Source organism: Vibrio nomapromontoriensis (assembly GCF_050337205.1).
GTDB classification, from domain to species: Bacteria; Pseudomonadota; Gammaproteobacteria; order Enterobacterales; family Vibrionaceae; genus Vibrio; species Vibrio nomapromontoriensis.
Genome location: NZ_JAKJSS010000013.1, coordinates 49,463 through 67,974 on the forward strand (window position 1 = coordinate 49,463; position 18,512 = coordinate 67,974).

Here is an 18,512-nt window from a genome sequence, read left to right on the forward strand (position 1 = left end):
CGCCCAAGCCTAGTTACTTAAGGTGGGTAATGGGACAGTGACTAACAACTGTTTACTGTAGTGACGTTGACTCAAGCGTCGAGCAACGTTTTTTGCATGGTACATAGGTGCTTAAACAGCGGGAAAATTCACCTATGCCCTACAGCGCAAAAAGGCCGGTGGTTAATAAACCACCAGCCATTAGCCTGTCGGCTATGAAACTAAGTAATAATTACTTAATTTCAACAGTAGCACCAGCTTCTTCTAGCTGAGCTTTAAGAGCTTCAGCTTCAGCTTTCTCTACGCCTTCTTTAAGAGGTGCAGGAGCGCCGTCTACAAGAGCTTTAGCTTCTTTAAGACCTAGGCCAGTTGCGCCACGTACTGCTTTGATAACAGATACTTTGTTACCGCCAACAGCAGTAAGAACTACGTCGAATTCAGTTTGCTCAGCAGCAGCGTCACCGCCAGCTGCGCCACCAGCTACAACTGCAGCAGCAGCAGTAACACCGAATTTCTCTTCCATAGCTTCGATAAGCTCAACAACTTGCATTACAGACATTTCTGCAACTGCGTCTAGGATTTGCTCGTTAGTAATAGACATAACAATTCTCTTTTAAGTCAACAATAAGTTTATTTAGCAACCAGTAAAAAGCAAGGCTTAAGCCGCAGCTTCTTCTTTTTGGTCGCGAACAGCAGCGATAGTACGAACCAGCTTGCCAGCAGAAGCTTCTTTCATGCACATCATTAGGCGTGCAATTGCTTCGTCGTAAGTTGGTAGTGTCGCTAGTACATCAGCATCAGTAACTGCGCCTTCAAATGCAGCAGCTTTGATCTCGAATGTTTTGTTCTCTTTAGCGAAGTCTTTGAAAAGACGCGCTGCAGCACCAGGGTGCTCATTAGAGAACGCAAGTAGGCTAGGACCAGTAAATGTGTCTTGTAGACACTCATACTCAGTACCTTCTACTGCACGGCGTGCTAGTGTGTTACGAACAACTCTCATGTAAACACCCGCTTCACGCGCTTGTTTACGTAGAGAAGTCATCGCGCCAACAGTAACGCCACGAGAGTCAGCTACAACTGCAGAAAGTGCACCACTGGCTGCTTCGTTGACTTCAGCAACAATTGCTTTTTTGTCTTGAAGGTTTAAAGCCATTTGGGATTTACTCCTGGTTGTTATTACACCACCCAGCATCATAATGATGCCGAGAGCTAATACGGTGCATTCCCATAAGCCAATTGATTTCGAAAAATCAACCCGCTTTAAGTCGGGCACCGTCTACGTAGGTTTAATTAAGTTCAAATCGAAAAATGAACGCCTACGGTCTTGGACGGAGACTGACATTCCACAAGTGGATTATCAGCCTCAACCACAAATTTTGATAGGCGCAAAATTATACATAATTTTTACGCCTATGCAAGCTTTTAAGCGATTAGGCTATTAAGCTTGAGTGTTCAGGGTACCCTGATCCACAGTAACGCCAGCACCCATAGTAGTAGAGATGCTCACTTTCTTCAGGAAAACACCTTTCGCTGAAGACGGCTTAGCTTTCTTAAGAGCAACTAGAAGAGTCTCTAGGTTCTCTTGAAGCTGGTTAGCTTCGAAAGATACTTTACCGATTGTAGTGTGGATGATGCCGTTTTTGTCGTTACGGTAACGAACCTGACCAGCTTTAGCGTTCTTAACAGCTTCAGCAACGTTAGGAGTTACAGTACCAACTTTAGGGTTTGGCATAAGGCCGCGTGGACCTAGGATAGTACCTAGTTGACCAACAACGCGCATTGCATCTGGAGAAGCAACAACTACGTCGAAGTTCATTTCGCCCTTCTTCACTTGCTCAGCAAGATCTTCCATACCAACGATGTCTGCGCCAGCTGCTTTAGCTGCTTCAGCGTTTGCACCTTGAGTGAACACTGCTACGCGGATTTCGCGGCCAGTACCGTGAGGTAGTACAGTTGCACCACGTACGTTCTGGTCAGATTTACGAGCATCGATGCCTAGGTTAACAGCAACGTCTACAGACTCTACGAATTTAGCTGTTGCTAGTTCTTTAAGAAGAGCTACAGCTTCGTTGATGTCGTATTCTTTAGTTACTTCAACTTTGTCGCGGATTACGCGCATACGCTTAGTAAGTTTTGCCATGATCTTAACCCTCTACCACTAGGCCCATTGAACGAGCAGTACCCGCAATAGAACGCTTCATCGCTTCAATATCAGCACCAGTCATATCAGCAGCTTTAGTTTCTGCGATTTCTTGGATTTGAGCATCAGTAACTGTACCCACTTTTTCAGTGTTAGGACGGCCAGAGCCAGACTTAACGCCAGCAGCTTTCTTAAGAAGAACAGCAGCAGGTGGAGTTTTAGTTACGAATGTGAAAGAGCGGTCACTGTAAACAGTGATTACTACTGGAGTTGGTAGACCTTTCTCAACAGATTCTGTTTTTGCGTTAAACGCTTTACAGAATTCCATGATGTTCACACCGTGTTGACCTAGAGCAGGACCAACCGGTGGACTAGGGTTCGCCATACCTGCTGCAACTTGCAACTTGATATAAGCTTCAACTTTCTTAGCCATGATATTTCCTAATTTTTGGGTTCAGACGCTAACCATTCGATCAGCTCCCCAGTTTTCAATAAATACTTTTTGCAGCAAGACCTGCAAAAAGGCGCGAAATTATAATCATAATTCGCGCCTTAAACAACCCTATAAAGGTGTTTTTTTAATCAAGTTTTTCAACTTGACCAAACTCAAGCTCAACTGGTGTTGCACGACCAAAGATCGATACAGACACTTTAATGCGGCTCTTGTCGTAATCCACTTCTTCAACGGTACCGTTGAAGTCTGCGAATGGACCATCGTTCACACGTACCACTTCACCCGCTTCGAACATCGTTCTTGGACGAGGTGCTTCACTTGCTTTCTCTAAACGGTTAAGAATAGCATCCGCTTCTTTATCTGTGATAGGTGCAGGACGGTCAGAGGTTCCACCAATGAAGCCCATGACACGTGGCACACTGCGCACTAAGTGCCAAGATTCATCGTTCATCAACATCTGAACAAGAACATAGCCTGGGAAGAACTTACGCTCACTTTTACGACGTTGACCAGCGCGGATTTCCACAACTTCTTCAGTTGGTACTAGCACTTCGCCAAAGTAGTCTTCCATCGCGTGCATTTTAATATGTTCGCGAAGAGACTGAGCCACACGTCCTTCAAAACCTGAGAAGGCTTGAACAACGTACCAGCGTTTTTTCGGAGCTTCACTCATGAATTAAGACCCTCTATATCCCGGTTACTAAAGCCACTAGGCGAACCATAATGCCGTCAATACCCCATAGCGCTAGTGCCATCACAACACTTACAGCTAGGACGATTAACGTAGTTTGCGTCGTTTCTTGGCGCGTTGGCCATACCACTTTGCGCACTTCTACTCGCGCTTCACGAGCAAACAAAATCGCAGCTTTACCTTTTGTTGTTGTAGCGGCAACACCTAGTGCTACTGCAATCAATACAACGACACCTGCAGCACGGAGTACTACTGAAAGCTCTCCATACAGGTAATTACCCACAACAGCGGCGGCCAACAGAGCAAAAGCGACAATCCACTTCATTACATCTGCTGCATTTGAGCTTTCAGGAGCTTCAGCGTTTGCTTTCATAAAACCAACCTGTGACAAGTCTTTATTAGACGACAACAACCCCGCTGCTGCAGGGCTTATTCCTTTGTGCTGGTGAAATATGAGTCAAACCAACACCCTACAAAAAGCTCAGCAAGTGTTTAAACACTTACTCAGCCTTCAAAATCCTTTAATTATTCACCAAATTGGCGAATATTGCGCCTCTATAAATAGTAGCGCATAAAAAGGGCATCAAATGATGCCCTTTTTACTAGTGCTTCGTCAAGATTTTGCTAAAAATTAAGCAAAGATCTTAGCAACAACACCAGCGCCTACTGTACGGCCACCTTCACGGATAGCGAAACGTAGACCTTCGTCCATTGCGATTGGAGCGATTAGCTCAACAACCATTTGGATGTTGTCGCCAGGCATTACCATTTCTACGCCTTCTGGTAGAGAGATATCACCAGTTACGTCAGTTGTACGGAAGTAGAACTGTGGACGGTAGCCTTTGAAGAACGGAGTATGACGGCCGCCTTCGTCTTTAGAAAGTACGTATACTTCAGACTCGAACTTAGTGTGTGGGTTGATAGAACCTTTAGCAGCAAGTACTTGGCCACGTTCAACGTCATCACGCTTAGTACCACGTAGAAGTGCACCAACGTTCTCACCAGCACGACCTTCGTCAAGCAGTTTACGGAACATTTCAACACCAGTACAAGTAGTAGTYGTWGTWTCTTTGATACCAACGATTTCTACTTCGTCACCTACGCGTAGGATACCRCGCTCGATACGACCAGTAACAACAGTACCACGACCTTGGATTGAGAATACATCTTCAATAGGTAGTAGGAACGGTTGGTCAACAGCACGCTCTGGTTCTGGGATGTAAGAATCTAGTGCTTCTGCAAGCTCAACGATCTTGTCTTCCCACTGCTTCTCGCCGTTTAGAGCGCCAAGTGCAGAACCTTGGATAACTGGTAGGTCATCACCTGGGAATTCGTACTCAGAAAGAAGTTCACGAACTTCCATTTCTACTAGTTCTAGTAGCTCTTCGTCATCAACCATGTCACATTTGTTCATGAAYACGATGATGTAAGGGATACCAACCTGACGGCCTAGTAGGATGTGCTCACGAGTTTGAGGCATAGGGCCATCTGTTGCAGCAACAACAAGGATACCACCATCCATTTGTGCAGCACCAGTGATCATGTTTTTAACATAATCCGCGTGTCCTGGGCAGTCAACGTGTGCGTAGTGACGCGCTGGAGTGTCGTACTCTACGTGAGAAGTAGCGATTGTGATACCGCGCTCACGCTCTTCTGGAGCGTTATCGATAGATGCGAAGTCTTTAGCTACACCGCCGTAAACTTTAGCAAGAGTAGTACAGATAGCTGCAGTTAGAGTTGTTTTACCGTGGTCAACGTGGCCGATTGTACCAACGTTTACGTGCGGTTTCGTACGTTCAAATTTTTCTTTAGACACGATCGTGTTCCTTCCTAGTTATGATTCGCCTCGAGAACGAATTAAATTCGAGGCGCGCCAGAAATTGCTATTTTATGCGTCAATTTTCGTCAACGCAATAGATTCGTTATTAAACAATAGCTGATTAGCTACGCTGTGCAATAATAGCGTCTGCTACATTCTTCGGAACTTCAGCGTATTCGCTAAATTCCATCGAATATGATGCTCGGCCTTGTGTTGCAGAACGTAGATCAGTTGCGTAGCCAAACATCACAGAAAGTGGGACTTGAGCACGAACAATTTTAAGACCAGCGTGGCCATCATCCATACCTTCGATCATGCCGCGACGACGGTTAATATCGCCAACAACATCACCCATCCAGTCTTCTGGAGTCGTTACTTCAACTTTCATCATAGGCTCAAGAAGGACTGGCTGCGCTTCAAGCGCACCCTTCCTGAAGGCCATCGAGCCGGCGATCTTAAACGCCATCTCGCTTGAGTCGACATCGTGGTACGAACCATCGAACAGTGTTGCTTTAACATCCAGCATAGGATATCCAGCTAGCACACCGTTGTTCATTTGTTCTTCGATACCTTTCGATACCGAACTGATGAATTCCTTCGGAACTACACCACCAACGATTTCGTCTACGAATACAAACCCTTCTCCAAGTTCTGACGGCTCGAGCTTAAGCCATACGTGACCATATTGACCACGACCACCAGATTGGCGAATGAATTTGCCTTCAACTTCTGTGTTGCCACGAATAGTTTCGCGGTAAGCAACTTGAGGTTTACCCACGTTACAATCAACACTGAATTCACGTTTCATACGGTCAACGATGATGTCTAGGTGAAGCTCACCCATACCTGAAATAAGCGTTTGGCCTGTTTCGTCATCGGTTTCCACACGGAACGATGGATCTTCCGCTGCGAGCTTACCCAGCGCAATACCCATTTTTTCTTGGTCAGCTTGAGAGCGAGGCTCTACAGCAATCTGAATAACCGGATCTGGGAACTCCATGCGTTCAAGAACCACTTTATGGTTTTGATCACAAAGGGTGTCACCAGTCGTTACGTCTTTAAGACCAATTGCAGCTGCAATGTCACCCGCACGAATTTCTTTCACTTCTTCGCGTTTATTCGAGTGCATTTGAACGATTCGTCCGAAGCGTTCACGTTTCTGTTTCACTGCGTTATAAACCGCATCACCGGAGTTCACAACACCCGAGTAGACACGCATAAACGTCAGAGTACCCACGAATGGGTCAGTCGCAATTTTAAAGGCCAATGCTGCGAATGGTTCGTTGTCGTCTGCATGACGCTCAACTTCATTCTCTTCTTCATCAAGACCTTTAATTGCTGGTACATCAATCGGAGAAGGAAGGTACTCAACAACTGCATCTAGTACCGCTTGCACACCTTTGTTTTTAAATGCACTACCGCAAGTTGCGAGTACAATTTCATTATTTAGTGTACGAGTACGTAGACCAAGCTTGATTTCGGCTTCTGTAAGTTCGCCTTCCTCAAGATATTTGTCCATGAGTTCTTCATTTGCTTCGGCAGCAGCTTCAACTAAGTTGTTACGCCACTCTTCCGCTTCTTCTAGCATATCAGCCGGAATGTCCTCGTATGAGAACGTCATGCCTTGATCGGCTTCATTCCAGTTAATTGCTTTCATCTTGATAAGGTCGATAACACCTTTAAAATCTTCTTCCGCACCAATGTTAAGTTGGATAGGAACCGGATTTGCACCAAGACGATTTTTAATTTGGTCCACAACGCGTAGGAAGTCTGCCCCGGCACGGTCCATCTTATTGACGAATACCATACGAGGAACACCGTATTTATCGGCTTGACGCCATACAGTTTCAGATTGCGGTTCAACACCTGACGATCCACAGAATACAACTACGGCACCATCAAGCACACGCAAAGAACGCTCTACTTCGATAGTAAAGTCAACGTGTCCTGGGGTATCAATGATATTAACGCGATGATCTTGGAATTGTGCTTCCATACCACGCCAGAAGGTAGTCGTAGCAGCAGATGTGATAGTAATACCACGCTCTTGCTCCTGCTCCATCCAGTCCATGGTAGCAGCACCATCGTGCACTTCGCCGATTTTGTGAGATAGGCCAGTGTAGAACAGAATACGCTCACTTGTGGTTGTTTTACCTGCATCTACGTGAGCCACGATACCGATATTACGATAGCGCTCAATAGGAGTTTTACGAGCCACGATTGTATCCTCTTACTAAGGTTAACCTTAGAGTAAAGAAAAGCGCTGCGAGGGAGACTCGCAGCACTGTAAAGGTATTACCAGCGGTAATGAGCGAATGCTTTGTTAGCATCAGCCATGCGGTGAACGTCTTCACGTTTCTTAACCGCAGTACCTTTGTTCTCAGACGCATCTAGCATTTCTGCAGCAAGACGTTGAGCCATAGATTTTTCACCACGCTTACGCGCAGCTTCAACTACCCAACGCATAGCAAGAGCGTTACGGCGAACCGGACGAACTTCTACAGGTACTTGGTAAGTTGAACCACCCACACGGCGAGATTTAACTTCTACCGATGGACGAACATTTTCAAGAGCTTCTTCAAATACAGCTAAGTGATCTTTACCAGATTTCTCAGCCATAGTTTCTAGTGCAGTGTAAACAATTTTCTCTGCAGTAGATTTTTTTCCGTCAACCATAAGGATGTTAACGAACTTTGCCAGCAATTCAGATTTGAACTTAGGATCTGGAAGGATCTTACGCTGACCAATTACGCGACGACGTGGCATGGATATTCTCCGTTGTCTTCTTCAGGTTATCCAAAACTTTTCAGTTTCTTCAAAAATTAAAAATAATTTAGTGTTTGGCCTTACTTAACGGAATCCATTAAGACTTAGGACGCTTCACACCGTACTTAGAACGACCTTTCTTACGGTCGTTTACGCCAGCACAGTCAAGTGCGCCGCGAACAGTGTGGTAACGAACACCCGGAAGGTCTTTTACACGACCGCCACGGATTAGTACAACACTGTGCTCTTGAAGGTTGTGGCCTTCACCGCCGATGTACGAAGTCACTTCGAAGCCGTTCGTTAGACGAACACGACATACTTTACGAAGTGCTGAGTTAGGTTTTTTAGGTGTAGTAGTGTAAACACGAGTACAAACACCACGTTTTTGTGGGCACGCTTCTAGTGCAGGCACGTTGCTTTTAACAACTTGCTTTGCACGAGGCTTGCGTACCAACTGGTTAATAGTTGCCATTAACTAGCTCCTGATTTACTTGAAAGTAAGCTTTGTGAAAAATCTAGCCCTAACCGCCAATGGCAATTAGGGACGCAAAATTCTATGCAGCAGTGGGATGTGTGTCAAGAAATATACAGATCTTTTTTATGTGGCGGGTGTAAAAATTTTCATCAAAACAAGCAAAAAAAGCACATTAGTCCCAAGTAACACTTGTCTCATACTGTTCAGTTAGAGAAACAAATCCTTTAAAATCGGTAACTTGCACTACTTTTGTCGAGCTTCCATCCAGCCCTCTTGCTTGTAAATCTTCACGTAAAACAAAGATGGCATGATTGGGAGCCTGAGTAAGCAAACTGGCTAAATAAGTCGCATCTTGGAGTAATATCATCGCATCTTGAGATGATGCGTATTCTTGCGCTCGCCTAAAGCCCACTTCATTCTTAATAATATGCAGCATAAATGGCCTCAGTAAGTCAGTATTTTGTTACACGATGCCAATTCGGCTGAGATAACGTCGGGCGCAACGACATGGCAATCGGTGATCAGATCCTCACGGCTTATTCCGAAACGGTTCACACTTTGTTGGCACACGTAAACTTGCTCGATATCATAGAGCTCTAACAGCTTAAACGCGCTGATATAGTCCCTTGATAGCACTTGTTTTGGTTCTTGCTTACTACGCAGTTGATTGACACCGTCAGCAACGAAAAACACCTTGATGTCATCGCAATAGGCAGAAGCTGCGAGCAGCGCATCTAAACCTTCCCTACCCCGAGCGCTAGTGTGGGGCATAGAGGCGAATACAAAACCTAATATAGTCAAAATTGTACCACTCTATCTTGCGTCAGCATGACTTCCGCTAGACTCCCTAATCCTGCCAACTCAAAGCCATCAGCAAGATTATCTCCATCAAGCTGATGCTGTGTCGCCTCTTGGCTACCAACCACACCCCGCCTCAATGAAGCGGCAACGCAAGTCTCTAGACGCACCTGGTGCTTTTGAGCTAGAGCTTGCCACGCAGAGACTAAATCAAATTCATCATTCGCTGGCACGGTTAAGCGAGACGCGTTGTGCACCCCTTCTTGATAAAAGAAGACACTGGTAAGTCGATGGCCCTTCTCGATCAATGCTGACGCAAATAAGTACGCACTACGCGCGGACTGCTCTCCATAAACCGAGCCATTCACTACCAAGGTGTAGGTTAAGCGGGTCACGATTCTTCATCCTCAGTTTTACGCTGACGGATGTACAGGTAAACCGTGTGTTTCGAGATATTGAGACGGTCGGCGACACGGTTGATAGCGTCTTTAATATCAAATATGCCTTTGTCATAGAGTTCCATAACAATTTGACGATTTTTGGTATTATTCGATACTGACTTATCGGCGTTAATATCTTCGATGGTGCGCTCTACCGTCTGGTCGACCAACTCTTCTACATCACTGGCAAAGTTAACCGATGAAGCCGCGTCTTTTGCTTCTTGCGTTGGCATGAATGACTGTAGAACCTGAGAAAATGGCGCATCTAGGTTAACGTTAATACACAGTAAACCAATAACACGGTTATCACCATTACGAATAGCAATGGTGATGGATTTCATGAAAACACCGCCCTTTGCTCGAGTAAAGTACGACCGTGAGAAGTTTCGTTCTGAACCCTCGATGTCTTTTAGCATTTTCAGCGCAAGATCAGTGATTGGTGAGCCTACTTGGCGCCCTGTGTTTTCCCCATTAGCAATTTTAATCGCAGAGGTATTCAAGTCTTCCAACGAGTGCAAAACAATTTCACAAAAAGGGCCAATGAGACTTGCCAGCCCATCAACCACCGCTTCGTAAGATTTAAGAATAATTTTGTCATGCTCAGTGAATGGCGCCACATCGACGGATTCCATTTCAAGCAGCATATCGGCGTTAACCATGTCAGTCACAGTGCTTTGACCTTCGATACTAAAAAAATTGATGTAAGTTTATCAGATAATTTGAAGTACTCACCTAAGTAAGTCTTCAACAAGTGATTTAGGGCAAAAAAAGTGCAGTCTTTTTGCCCTTAGGGAAATTAAAAAGAAAAAAAAGGCTCACCAATGTGAGCCTTAATATACTTTTCATGGCCAATTATTGAGCGGCTTCAGCGCTCTCGCCATCAATTTTCAATAATTCCACTTCGAACACAAGTGTCGAGTTTGCTGGAATAGTCGGTGTGTCTTGTTCGCCATACGCAAGCTCAGGTGGAATAACAAACTTGTATTTTGAACCGACTTGCATCAGTTGCACACCTTCCGTCCAACCCGGAATAACGCGATTTAGAGGGAACGTTGCAGGCTGGCCACGCTCATAAGAGCTGTCAAATTGAGTACCGTCAATCAACGTACCTTTGTAGTGTACTTCAACGGTATCCGTCTCTTTCGGCTGATCGCCTGTTGCCGCTGTTTCTACCTGATAAAGAAGACCCGACTCAGTTTTTGTTACGCCTTCTTGCTTCTCAAATTCAGCACGGAAGTCATCACCTGCTTTTTGTGCAGCCGCTGCTTTTTCTACAGCCTGTTGCTGCATCGTTTCTGCAACGCGCTTATCTAGACCTTCCAATGCTGCTCGGATTTCATCTTCTGACAATGTCTCTTTACCAGCAAATGATTCTTCGATGCCTTTAAGGACCAACTCTTTTTTAAGCTCAATACCAAATTCTGCTGGCTTTTCAATGCTTGTACTTAGGTAGGTTGCGAAAGATACACCGATTGCATACGCGGCTTTGTCATCTTCCGTTTTAAAGTGAACCGCTTTGCCTGTTTCCGCTTGCACTTGCTCTTGTGCTGCTGGCTCTGCTTTCGGCTCTTCTTTTTGACAGCCTACTGCCAACATAACCGTCGCTGCAAGTAGCGACACTTTAAATATTGATTTCATTCTTTTCTCCAATTTATGGACACGCTATAGATTTAGCAGCTAGTCGAAGCAATTCGCCTTGTTTTTCGAGACGCTATGCGTAACTATTTAAATCTAGTCACTATTTAAATCTTACAAGAACTATAAATATACTCGCTTAGGCTCAAGACTCAATGTGGAATATCGGTAATGATGCGAATAATATCTCATTCTGTAGTGTACTTAATTGTCATCAGTCTGTTAAATGGCTGCTTTTTCTCCAATAAAGCTGAGAAACGTTGGGATCTTGCGTTAGAAGGTTCAACTAGCCTTGCACTTAGCCAAGATGCGCGATTTGCCCTCTTGTACTCTAAACAACAACATTTGCAGCTTTGGGATCTTCAAGAGAATCAGCTACTTGCTAAACTTGGTATCCAAGATCCAGACGAAAACATCATTTCACTCATTCGCTTTTCTGACAATGGACGTTTTGCTGTCACCGCGACTCAAACCAACTTTGCTATTTGGGACCTTGCTTGGTCTCAATCAACCGGGCTTTGGTCTATTGCTGATGGTTTAATCCAAGATATCGCCATTGGTAACAATGGCGAAGAAGTTTTACTTGGGTTAAGTAATGGTAAAGCAATTTTCATCGATTTAGTCACCGGAAGACGATTAGAGTTCCTTGCTCACGTAGAAAAAGTGAATTCTGTGGCCTTATCTCCAAATGCAAAATATGCCCTCACAGGCGGAAACGATCATAATGCTTATTTTTGGAGTACTGAATCAGGGCAGATTCTGCATCACTTCCCTCATGAGCAGCGTGTAGGGACGGTGGAATTGCAACGTGATGGTCTTTACGCACTGACCGCTGACACCGGAAACAACGCCATTATTTGGAACTTAAAGACGGGCACACAAAAAAGTCAACTCAGCAGTTGGTCACGACAACTGATTTTTTCAGCAGCACGATTTTCTGATGACGGGCAGCGACTAGCAACAGGTTCACCGTCATCACGCTTAATTGTTTGGGACACGGATTCTGGAGAAAAAATTAATAGCTATGATGTAGAGATGCTAAAAGATGTGCGCCCTCCAAGAGGGGTAGTGTATGATGCAGCCTTCAAAGATAACCAACAGGTACTCTCCGCCTCCTCTGCTGGTGTCGTGCAGGCGTGGTCCCTTAACGAGTGATCAAATGACTAAAGAGCGTTACGAAATACTAGAAGAAAGAATCAACGATATGGAGTGCAAAATTGCATTTCAAGAACAAACGATTGAAGAGCTCAATGATGCGCTGACTCAACAGCAGCTGTTGATCAGTAAGATGCAAGACCAAATGAAATATGTCGTTGGTAAAGTGAAGAATATGGATTCGCCGAATCTTGCTGATCCATCGGAAGAAACCCCTCCTCCGCATTACTAAAAAGGTCAGCATACGCTGACCTTTTATTTTTATAACGGTCGCTTACTTCGTAAGTGAACGCTGTCTCACCGCTTCGAACAGACAGATGCCAGATGCCACCGATACGTTCAAGCTCGATACAGAGCCAGCCATCGGGATCTTAATAAGATCGTCGCACGTTTCACGCGTAAGTCGTCTCATTCCATCCCCTTCCGCGCCCATAACGATGGCTAGAGGGCCTGTCAGTTTAGCTTGATAGACATCGTGCGTCGCCTCTCCAGCCGTACCCGCGATCCACACACCGTGTTCTTGCAGTGCGCGCATTGTTCTTGCAAGGTTGGTGACTCGAACCAACGGCACAGTCTCCGCCGCCCCACAAGCTACTTTGCTTACTGTTGCCGTTAATGGCGCAGATTTATCTTTTGGCACAATCACAGCCGCAACACCTGCTGCATCCGCATTACGTAAACAAGCACCCAAATTATGCGGGTCTGTTACGCCATCCAAAATTAAAAATAATGGCTGGTCATGACTGGCTAAGATGGTATCTAAGTCGTTTTCATTTAACTGCTTCGCGGGTTTCACCTTGGCAATAATACCTTGGTGGTTCGCACCGCTTGCTTTGTCATCAAGTACTTTCCGCCCCATTTGCTGAATCGAGCAGCCAATTTGGCCTAGTTCATTTAGCAAAGGTAGCAAGCGATCGTCTTGACGGCCTTTTAGAACAAAAGCTTCAATAAAGCGTGCAGGGTCTTTCTCTAATACTGCTTTTACAGCATGAATGCCGTAAATAAATTCATTACTCATGGTTTTAACCTTGAAATATTATTTCTTTTTCGCGCCGCCGGTTTTCACTCGAGGTTTCTTACTTCGAGCTTTCCCAGGTTTTGCTTTGGAACCCTTAGAGGGCGACTTTTGTTCTTTGCCGTCCGGGCGCTTCGTTGGCTCGACTAGTGGCGTTGCTTTGCCGGAGCGTCTGCTTTTCGCGACACCTTGCTTCTTCGCTTTGGCTTTGCTTTGTGCTTCCGCAACGCGCTTCTTCGCCGTTTTTCCTTTACCACGTACTTTACGATTTGTACCGACTAATTCAAAGTCGATTTGCTTATCGTTTAAATTTACCGCTAAAACTTTCACTTTAACCGCATCACCTAGTCGATAAATCGCACCGAAACTTTCACCAATTAATCGCTGCCCTACTGCATCAAATTGATAGTAATCGTTAGCGAGATTGGAAATATGGACCAATCCATCAATATGTAATTCTGTTAGGCGAACAAAGAAACCGAAGCCCGTTACATTGGCGATAACGCCATCTAATTCTTCTCCGACATGGTCCTGCATATATTCACATTTGAGCCAATCCGATACATCTCGCGTGGCGTCATCGGCACGACGCTCCGTCATCGAACACTGCTCACCGTAGTAATCCATATCATCAAACGAATAATGATAGCCGCCTGTCGGCGTCCAACGATCTTGGTTACGCCCAGCTTCTTTGGCAATCAGATACTTAATCGCACGATGAAGCAACAAATCAGGATAACGACGAATCGGTGAAGTAAAGTGCGCATAGCGCTTCAACGCCAAACCAAAGTGGCCACAATTATCAGCGTTATAGACCGCTTGCTTCATTGAGCGAAGTAGCATGGTCTGGATCAGCTCTTTATCCTGACGTTCACGGATTTGTTTGATTAAGTCTGCGTAATCGGTAGGTGAAGGCTCTAGCCCACCCGTCAAATTCAGACCTAGTTCGCCTAGGAAATCTCGGAAGCCGGTAAGTCGTTCTTCTCCTGGAGATTCGTGAATTCGATATAACGCGGCCTCTTTCGCCTTCTCCACTAATGAAGCAGACGCAATATTAGCCAAGATCATGCACTCTTCGATGATCTTATGGGCATCGTTGCGAATGACAGGCTCAATACGGTCAATTTTTCTTTCCGCATTGAAAATAAACTTGGTTTCTACTGTTTCAAATTCAATAGCACCACGTTGATCTCGGGCAGTTTTCAGCACCTGATACATGCGATGTAGCTCTTCAAGGTGAGGGACGACTGGATCGTAACGCTCTCTGAGCTCCGTATCACCTTCTAGAATATCACTCACTTTATTGTAGGTCAGTCGCGCGTGGGAGTTCATCACCGCTTCGTAATGCTTATAACCCGATAGCTTACCAGTATCCGAAATGGTCATCTCACACACCATACACAAGCGATCAACCTGCGGGTTCAGTGAACAAAGTCCATTAGAAAGTACTTCCGGTAGCATAGGAACAACTTGAGAAGGGAAATACACCGAGTTGCCGCGCTTTATTGCTTCCTTATCAAGCGCAGAATCTGTGCGAACGTAGTAACTAACGTCGGCGATGGCTACCCATAAACGCCAACCACCACTTTTTTTACGTTCACAATATACTGCATCATCGAAATCTCGAGCATCTTCCCCATCAATCGTGACTAATGGTAATTCACGCAGATCCACCCGGCCTTCTTTGGCCTCTTCCGGCACTGACTCACCAAACTGTGCGACATACTTATCGACTTCTACAGGCCAAACATGCGGGATCTGGTGGGCGCGGATAGCAATTTGTGTTTCCATACCTGGCGCCATATTTTCACCAAGAACTTCAACCACTTGCCCAGCCATTTTCCGAGACTTAGCGCCACGATCGGTCACTTCAATAACCACAACGTTACCCATACGAGCGCCGTTACGATGTTCATTAGGAATAAGAATATCATGACTAATACGGGAGTCATCGGAAACCACGTAAGCGTAGCCGTATTCCAAGAAAAAGCGTCCTACGATATGGTCTTTACGCTCTTCAAGTACTCGAACTAATCGACCTTCTTTACGCCCTCGCTTATCCTTACCTGTAGGCTGAACAAGTACAAAGTCACCATGCAGTAAAGTGCGCATCTGATGATGAGGTAATAATACATCCTGATCTTTGTTAAGGCTGCCTTCTGGCCTTACCCAACCGTGTCCATCCTTGTGCCCAATCACGATACCCTTGATCATTTCAAGCTTATCCGGCAAGGCATAACACTGACGACGCGTAAAGACTAGCTGTCCATCTCTTTCCATTGCACGCAGGCGACGACGTAACCCTTCATATTGTTCTTCACCAGACAAGCCTAACGATTCAAACAGATCGTTACGGTTCATTGGGACGTTGACACCTTTTAAGAAATCAACAATGAACTCTCTGCTCGGAACGGGGTTTTCGTAGTTTTGGGATTCTCTTTCGGCAAAGGGATCGTCGACACGATTTTCGCTAGGCTTATTCGACATAGTCAGACCTATTTTGAGGGGAGGTATAGGTCGATTATAACTGACTGGGGGGATAAGCTACAGAAATCGTTTATCATTCTCTAGCTAAAACGTACAGCAGGGTTTACCAAAAATCGCTACGACGCTTCGCTCGAGCAATAATATTCTGTGGCATGCGTGACTCTAAGCCCCGACGTAGCATCGAGATTCGCTTATGCTTCAAATTATCGGGGGTTACTGAGTTATAAAGCCAGCGGTAGGCATCTTCGTAATCTCTTGGGCTACCATAATCACGCAACAACAACTCGGCGAGTTGAATCCTTGCGTCTATGTTGCCCATGGATGCCGCTTCACGGAAATAAGGGATCGCTCGCTCTTTATCCTCTTGAACAAATGTCCCTCGAGAATAATAACGCCCTAACTGCTCTAACGCGACAGGCAATCCTTGATGAGCTGCATTTTCCATATAGTAAAGTCCAAGCTCAACATCCTGAGGAACACAAACGCCCCATGCTAACATATCGCCATATAAGAACTCATAAGAAGGCAGGTTAATGCGGGTGGCGCGCGCCATAATATCTTCAACAAGTTGACAGTTATCCGCTTTCACTCTCGCAAGGTGGCGGTTCTCACTAATCAGTTTAATCAGCTGATCTTCAGAATAGATTGGGACTGGTGCACCGACGCTTTCAGCTTGAGCCGATTTCCAAGTGCCAAGTAACGACAGACAAATCAACGCTGTTATTTTGTGTCGCCTCATCACTATATCATTTCCTCATATCCCAAAGACCACGCCGGCTTCAATAAGCCGCTGTTCCCATTTTATCGGCAAACATCGAGTTCACTTTAATGGAAACCACAAAAAAACGGCAAAATTTTGCCACTTGAGCACCCAATAAGCGTAACGATGTCAAAAAAATGGCAGAAGATCACAGTTAGAGCAAACTTGTAGACATAAAAAAACCAGCGCAAGCGCTGGTTTCTATTCATCAATTCAGTCTTCGAATTATACTTCGAAAGGGTGAACCTTAACGATAGTTTCGTTACGATCAGGACCTGTAGAGATGATATCAACTGAAACACCAGTTAGCTCTTCAATGCGCTTGATGTAATCCAGAGCGGCTTGTGGAAGCTGCTCGATAGACGTTGCACCAAATGTAGTTTCAGACCAACCAGGCATCGTTTCGTAAATTGGCGTTGCTTCTTCAAACGCTTCAGCAGCCATTGGGGAAACTTCTAGGATAGAACCATTTTTCATCTTGTAACCAGTACAGATTTTCAGTTCTTCTAGGCCATCTAGTACATCTAGCTTCGTTAGACAGAAACCAGAGATAGAGTTAATTTGTACCGCACGACGCATAGCAACTGCATCAAACCAACCAGTACGACGTAAACGACCTGTCGTTGCGCCAAATTCATGACCAACATCGCCTAGGTGCTTACCAACAGGGTCTTGCTTATCTAGGCCGTCATACAATTCCGTCGGGAATGGACCTGAACCAACACGAGTGCAGTAAGCCTTAGTAATACCAAGGATGTAACCGATGTGACGAGGACCAAAACCAGAACCAGCAGCAACACCGCCAGCAGTCGTGTTTGAAGACGTTACGTACGGGTAAGTACCGTGGTCGATATCTAGAAGCGTACCTTGTGCACCTTCAAACATGATCTTGTCGCCACGCTTACGCGCTGCATCTAGTTCGTCAGTAACATCAATAACCATTGAGGTTAGTAGGTCTGCATAAGCCATGCATTGCTCAAGAACTTCATCGTAGCTTACAGCTTCAACTTTGTAGAAATGCTCTAGTTGGAAGTTATGGAATTCCATTACTTTCTTAAGCTTTTCTGCAAACATTTCTTTATCGAAAAGATCGCCAACGCGAAGACCGCGACGAGCCACTTTATCTTCGTAAGCAGGACCGATACCACGACCCGTAGTACCAATTGCTTTTTTACCTAGAGCGATTTCACGCGCTTGGTCAATAGCGATATGGTAAGGAAGAATTAGAGGACAAGCTTCAGAGATGAAAAGACGCTCACGTACTGGAATACCACGTTCTTCTAACGGCTTCATTTCTTTTAAAAGTGCATCTGGAGACAGAACAACACCATTACCAATAACGCATTTAACGTTATTGCGAAGGATACCTGATGGAATTAAATGAAGAACGGTTTTTTCACCGTCAATGACTAGAGTGTGACCTGCATTGTGACCGCCTTGATAGCGAACCACGTATTTTGCATCTTCAGTTAAAAGGTCTACGATTTTACCTTTACCTTCGTCACCCCATTGGGTGCCCAGAACGACTACGTTATTTCCCATCTTTCCAATCTGATTGCTAGTTAAAAAAGGATTCTAGCATCGAAATGTGACTTTGTGCAGTCATTTTTTGGACATTAATAGCTAACACAGTTCTAAATATCTGTCTTTTATAAATAAAATCTATCTGTAATTTGTTTGCCTGACTCAGCTTAAGACAGCATAAATACGATCACTGCGCCAGCAACAACTAGGCAACCGCCTACACGCCGCAGTTGGTTATCTGGCTGGGACACTAACTGGCCTATCATAGTTCTCCACCCCTTAGGTACCAATAATGGCCCAAGCCCTTCAAAAATTAATACCAAGCCAATCGCCAACCAAAATGATGTGGTCATGTTTTTCTCCAAGTAAGAAAA

At 45.1% G+C, this 18,512-nt stretch carries 22 protein-coding genes; 2 read left to right on the plus strand and 20 right to left on the minus strand.

The window, feature by feature from the left end; all coding sequences use genetic code 11:
- Positions 1–211: 211 nt before the first annotated feature.
- From rplL to fkpA, 15 genes are all read right to left on the minus strand, one after another.
- The gene (gene rplL, locus L4D05_RS17035) at positions 212–580 is read right to left on the minus strand and encodes a 50S ribosomal protein L7/L12 (RefSeq protein WP_265676586.1); all 369 of its coding nucleotides are present in this window, start codon (positions 578–580) and stop codon (positions 212–214) included.
- Between the two features lie 57 nt (positions 581–637).
- Positions 638–1,132 (minus strand): 50S ribosomal protein L10, encoded by a 495-nt coding sequence (gene rplJ, locus L4D05_RS17040; RefSeq protein ID WP_017077558.1) that lies wholly within the window; start codon positions 1,130–1,132, stop codon positions 638–640.
- Between the two features lie 285 nt (positions 1,133–1,417).
- A complete protein-coding gene (rplA, locus tag L4D05_RS17045; RefSeq protein WP_250619766.1) occupies positions 1,418–2,119 on the minus strand; it encodes a 50S ribosomal protein L1 in 702 nt (233 codons plus the stop codon).
- A 4-nt stretch (positions 2,120–2,123) separates the two neighbouring features.
- The gene (gene rplK, locus L4D05_RS17050) at positions 2,124–2,552 is read right to left on the minus strand and encodes a 50S ribosomal protein L11 (protein WP_102471020.1); all 429 of its coding nucleotides are present in this window, start codon (positions 2,550–2,552) and stop codon (positions 2,124–2,126) included.
- Between the two features lie 145 nt (positions 2,553–2,697).
- A complete protein-coding gene (gene nusG / locus L4D05_RS17055) occupies positions 2,698–3,246 on the minus strand; it encodes a transcription termination/antitermination protein NusG (protein ID WP_250619767.1) in 549 nt (182 codons plus the stop codon).
- Positions 3,247–3,259: 13 nt separating this feature from the next.
- On the minus strand, positions 3,260–3,637 hold the full coding sequence (gene secE, locus L4D05_RS17060) for a preprotein translocase subunit SecE (protein WP_265676573.1): 378 nt from the start codon (positions 3,635–3,637) through the stop codon (positions 3,260–3,262).
- 258 nt (positions 3,638–3,895) lie between these two features.
- On the minus strand, positions 3,896–5,080 hold the full coding sequence (tuf, locus tag L4D05_RS17065; protein ID WP_428754541.1) for an elongation factor Tu: 1,185 nt from the start codon (positions 5,078–5,080) through the stop codon (positions 3,896–3,898).
- Between the two features lie 124 nt (positions 5,081–5,204).
- Positions 5,205–7,301: an elongation factor G gene (fusA, locus tag L4D05_RS17070; protein WP_428754542.1), complete on the minus strand. Its 2,097-nt coding sequence runs from the start codon at positions 7,299–7,301 to the stop codon at positions 5,205–5,207.
- Between the two features lie 77 nt (positions 7,302–7,378).
- On the minus strand, positions 7,379–7,849 hold the full coding sequence (gene rpsG / locus L4D05_RS17075) for a 30S ribosomal protein S7 (RefSeq protein ID WP_102471084.1): 471 nt from the start codon (positions 7,847–7,849) through the stop codon (positions 7,379–7,381).
- 97 nt (positions 7,850–7,946) lie between these two features.
- A complete protein-coding gene (gene rpsL, locus L4D05_RS17080; protein WP_005417208.1) occupies positions 7,947–8,321 on the minus strand; it encodes a 30S ribosomal protein S12 in 375 nt (124 codons plus the stop codon).
- 175 nt (positions 8,322–8,496) lie between these two features.
- The gene (gene tusB, locus L4D05_RS17085) at positions 8,497–8,760 is read right to left on the minus strand and encodes a sulfurtransferase complex subunit TusB (protein ID WP_428794744.1); all 264 of its coding nucleotides are present in this window, start codon (positions 8,758–8,760) and stop codon (positions 8,497–8,499) included.
- Positions 8,761–8,768: 8 nt separating this feature from the next.
- A complete protein-coding gene (gene tusC, locus L4D05_RS17090) occupies positions 8,769–9,125 on the minus strand; it encodes a sulfurtransferase complex subunit TusC (RefSeq protein ID WP_428794745.1) in 357 nt (118 codons plus the stop codon).
- Positions 9,122–9,517 carry a sulfurtransferase complex subunit TusD gene (gene tusD / locus L4D05_RS17095; RefSeq protein WP_428794746.1) on the minus strand — a complete coding sequence of 132 codons (396 nt, stop codon included), beginning with the start codon at positions 9,515–9,517 and terminating at the stop codon, positions 9,122–9,124. The genes tusC and tusD overlap by 4 nt, the downstream gene beginning before the upstream one ends.
- Positions 9,514–10,221 (minus strand): helix-turn-helix transcriptional regulator, encoded by a 708-nt coding sequence (locus tag L4D05_RS17100; protein ID WP_428754556.1) that lies wholly within the window; start codon positions 10,219–10,221, stop codon positions 9,514–9,516. The genes tusD and L4D05_RS17100 overlap by 4 nt, the downstream gene beginning before the upstream one ends.
- Positions 10,222–10,414: 193 nt before the next feature.
- Complete coding sequence (gene fkpA, locus L4D05_RS17105; RefSeq protein WP_265674899.1) at positions 10,415–11,200, minus strand: FKBP-type peptidyl-prolyl cis-trans isomerase; 786 nt, start codon at positions 11,198–11,200, stop codon at positions 10,415–10,417.
- 168 nt (positions 11,201–11,368) lie between these two features.
- Here fkpA and L4D05_RS17110 point away from each other — a divergent pair, with 168 nt between their 5' ends.
- The gene (locus L4D05_RS17110) at positions 11,369–12,352 is read left to right on the plus strand and encodes a WD40 repeat domain-containing protein (protein ID WP_428754546.1); all 984 of its coding nucleotides are present in this window, start codon (positions 11,369–11,371) and stop codon (positions 12,350–12,352) included.
- Positions 12,353–12,356: 4 nt separating this feature from the next.
- The gene (locus L4D05_RS17115) at positions 12,357–12,584 is read left to right on the plus strand and encodes a SlyX family protein (protein ID WP_265674897.1); all 228 of its coding nucleotides are present in this window, start codon (positions 12,357–12,359) and stop codon (positions 12,582–12,584) included.
- 42 nt (positions 12,585–12,626) lie between these two features.
- On the opposite strand, the gene rlmB is transcribed toward L4D05_RS17115, so the two are convergent.
- The 5 genes from rlmB to L4D05_RS17140 all read right to left on the minus strand — a co-directional run bounded on the left by rlmB (position 12,627) and on the right by L4D05_RS17140 (position 18,491).
- Complete coding sequence (rlmB, locus tag L4D05_RS17120; protein ID WP_265674896.1) at positions 12,627–13,370, minus strand: 23S rRNA (guanosine(2251)-2'-O)-methyltransferase RlmB; 744 nt, start codon at positions 13,368–13,370, stop codon at positions 12,627–12,629.
- Positions 13,371–13,388: 18 nt separating this feature from the next.
- Positions 13,389–15,854 carry a ribonuclease R gene (gene rnr, locus L4D05_RS17125; RefSeq protein WP_428794747.1) on the minus strand — a complete coding sequence of 822 codons (2,466 nt, stop codon included), beginning with the start codon at positions 15,852–15,854 and terminating at the stop codon, positions 13,389–13,391.
- Positions 15,855–15,957: 103 nt separating this feature from the next.
- Entirely contained in the window at positions 15,958–16,596 is a 639-nt protein-coding gene (gene motX / locus L4D05_RS17130; protein WP_428794748.1) for a flagellar protein MotX, read from the minus strand.
- Between the two features lie 243 nt (positions 16,597–16,839).
- A complete protein-coding gene (locus L4D05_RS17135) occupies positions 16,840–18,156 on the minus strand; it encodes an adenylosuccinate synthase (protein ID WP_428794749.1) in 1,317 nt (438 codons plus the stop codon).
- Positions 18,157–18,305: 149 nt separating this feature from the next.
- Positions 18,306–18,491, minus strand: a complete 186-nt coding sequence (locus tag L4D05_RS17140) for a DUF2065 domain-containing protein (RefSeq protein WP_428794750.1) — start codon at positions 18,489–18,491, stop codon at positions 18,306–18,308.
- Between the last annotated feature and the right edge of the window lie 21 nt (positions 18,492–18,512).

Excerpts from the sequence above, each read along its gene's own strand:
- rplL (WP_265676586.1), bottom strand. The coding sequence starts at position 580 with ATGTCTATTACTAACGAGCAAATCCTAGACGCAGTTGCAGAAATGTCT.
- rplJ (WP_017077558.1), bottom strand. The coding sequence starts at position 1,132 with ATGGCTTTAAACCTTCAAGACAAAAAAGCAATTGTTGCTGAAGTCAAC.
- rplA (WP_250619766.1), bottom strand. The coding sequence starts at position 2,119 with ATGGCAAAACTTACTAAGCGTATGCGCGTAATCCGCGACAAAGTTGAA.
- rplK (WP_102471020.1), bottom strand. The coding sequence starts at position 2,552 with ATGGCTAAGAAAGTTGAAGCTTATATCAAGTTGCAAGTTGCAGCAGGT.
- nusG (WP_250619767.1), bottom strand. The coding sequence starts at position 3,246 with ATGAGTGAAGCTCCGAAAAAACGCTGGTACGTTGTTCAAGCCTTCTCA.
- secE (WP_265676573.1), bottom strand. The coding sequence starts at position 3,637 with ATGAAAGCAAACGCTGAAGCTCCTGAAAGCTCAAATGCAGCAGATGTA.
- rpsG (WP_102471084.1), bottom strand. The coding sequence starts at position 7,849 with ATGCCACGTCGTCGCGTAATTGGTCAGCGTAAGATCCTTCCAGATCCT.
- rpsL (WP_005417208.1), bottom strand. The coding sequence starts at position 8,321 with ATGGCAACTATTAACCAGTTGGTACGCAAGCCTCGTGCAAAGCAAGTT.
- tusB (WP_428794744.1), bottom strand. The coding sequence starts at position 8,760 with ATGCTGCATATTATTAAGAATGAAGTGGGCTTTAGGCGAGCGCAAGAA.
- L4D05_RS17100 (WP_428754556.1), bottom strand. The coding sequence starts at position 10,221 with ATGGTTAACGCCGATATGCTGCTTGAAATGGAATCCGTCGATGTGGCG.
- fkpA (WP_265674899.1), bottom strand. The coding sequence starts at position 11,200 with ATGAAATCAATATTTAAAGTGTCGCTACTTGCAGCGACGGTTATGTTG.
- L4D05_RS17110 (WP_428754546.1), top strand. The coding sequence starts at position 11,369 with ATGATGCGAATAATATCTCATTCTGTAGTGTACTTAATTGTCATCAGT.
- L4D05_RS17115 (WP_265674897.1), top strand. The coding sequence starts at position 12,357 with ATGACTAAAGAGCGTTACGAAATACTAGAAGAAAGAATCAACGATATG.
- rlmB (WP_265674896.1), bottom strand. The coding sequence starts at position 13,370 with ATGAGTAATGAATTTATTTACGGCATTCATGCTGTAAAAGCAGTATTA.
- rnr (WP_428794747.1), bottom strand. The coding sequence starts at position 15,854 with ATGTCGAATAAGCCTAGCGAAAATCGTGTCGACGATCCCTTTGCCGAA.
- L4D05_RS17135 (WP_428794749.1), bottom strand. The coding sequence starts at position 18,156 with ATGGGAAATAACGTAGTCGTTCTGGGCACCCAATGGGGTGACGAAGGT.
- L4D05_RS17140 (WP_428794750.1), bottom strand. The coding sequence starts at position 18,491 with ATGACCACATCATTTTGGTTGGCGATTGGCTTGGTATTAATTTTTGAA.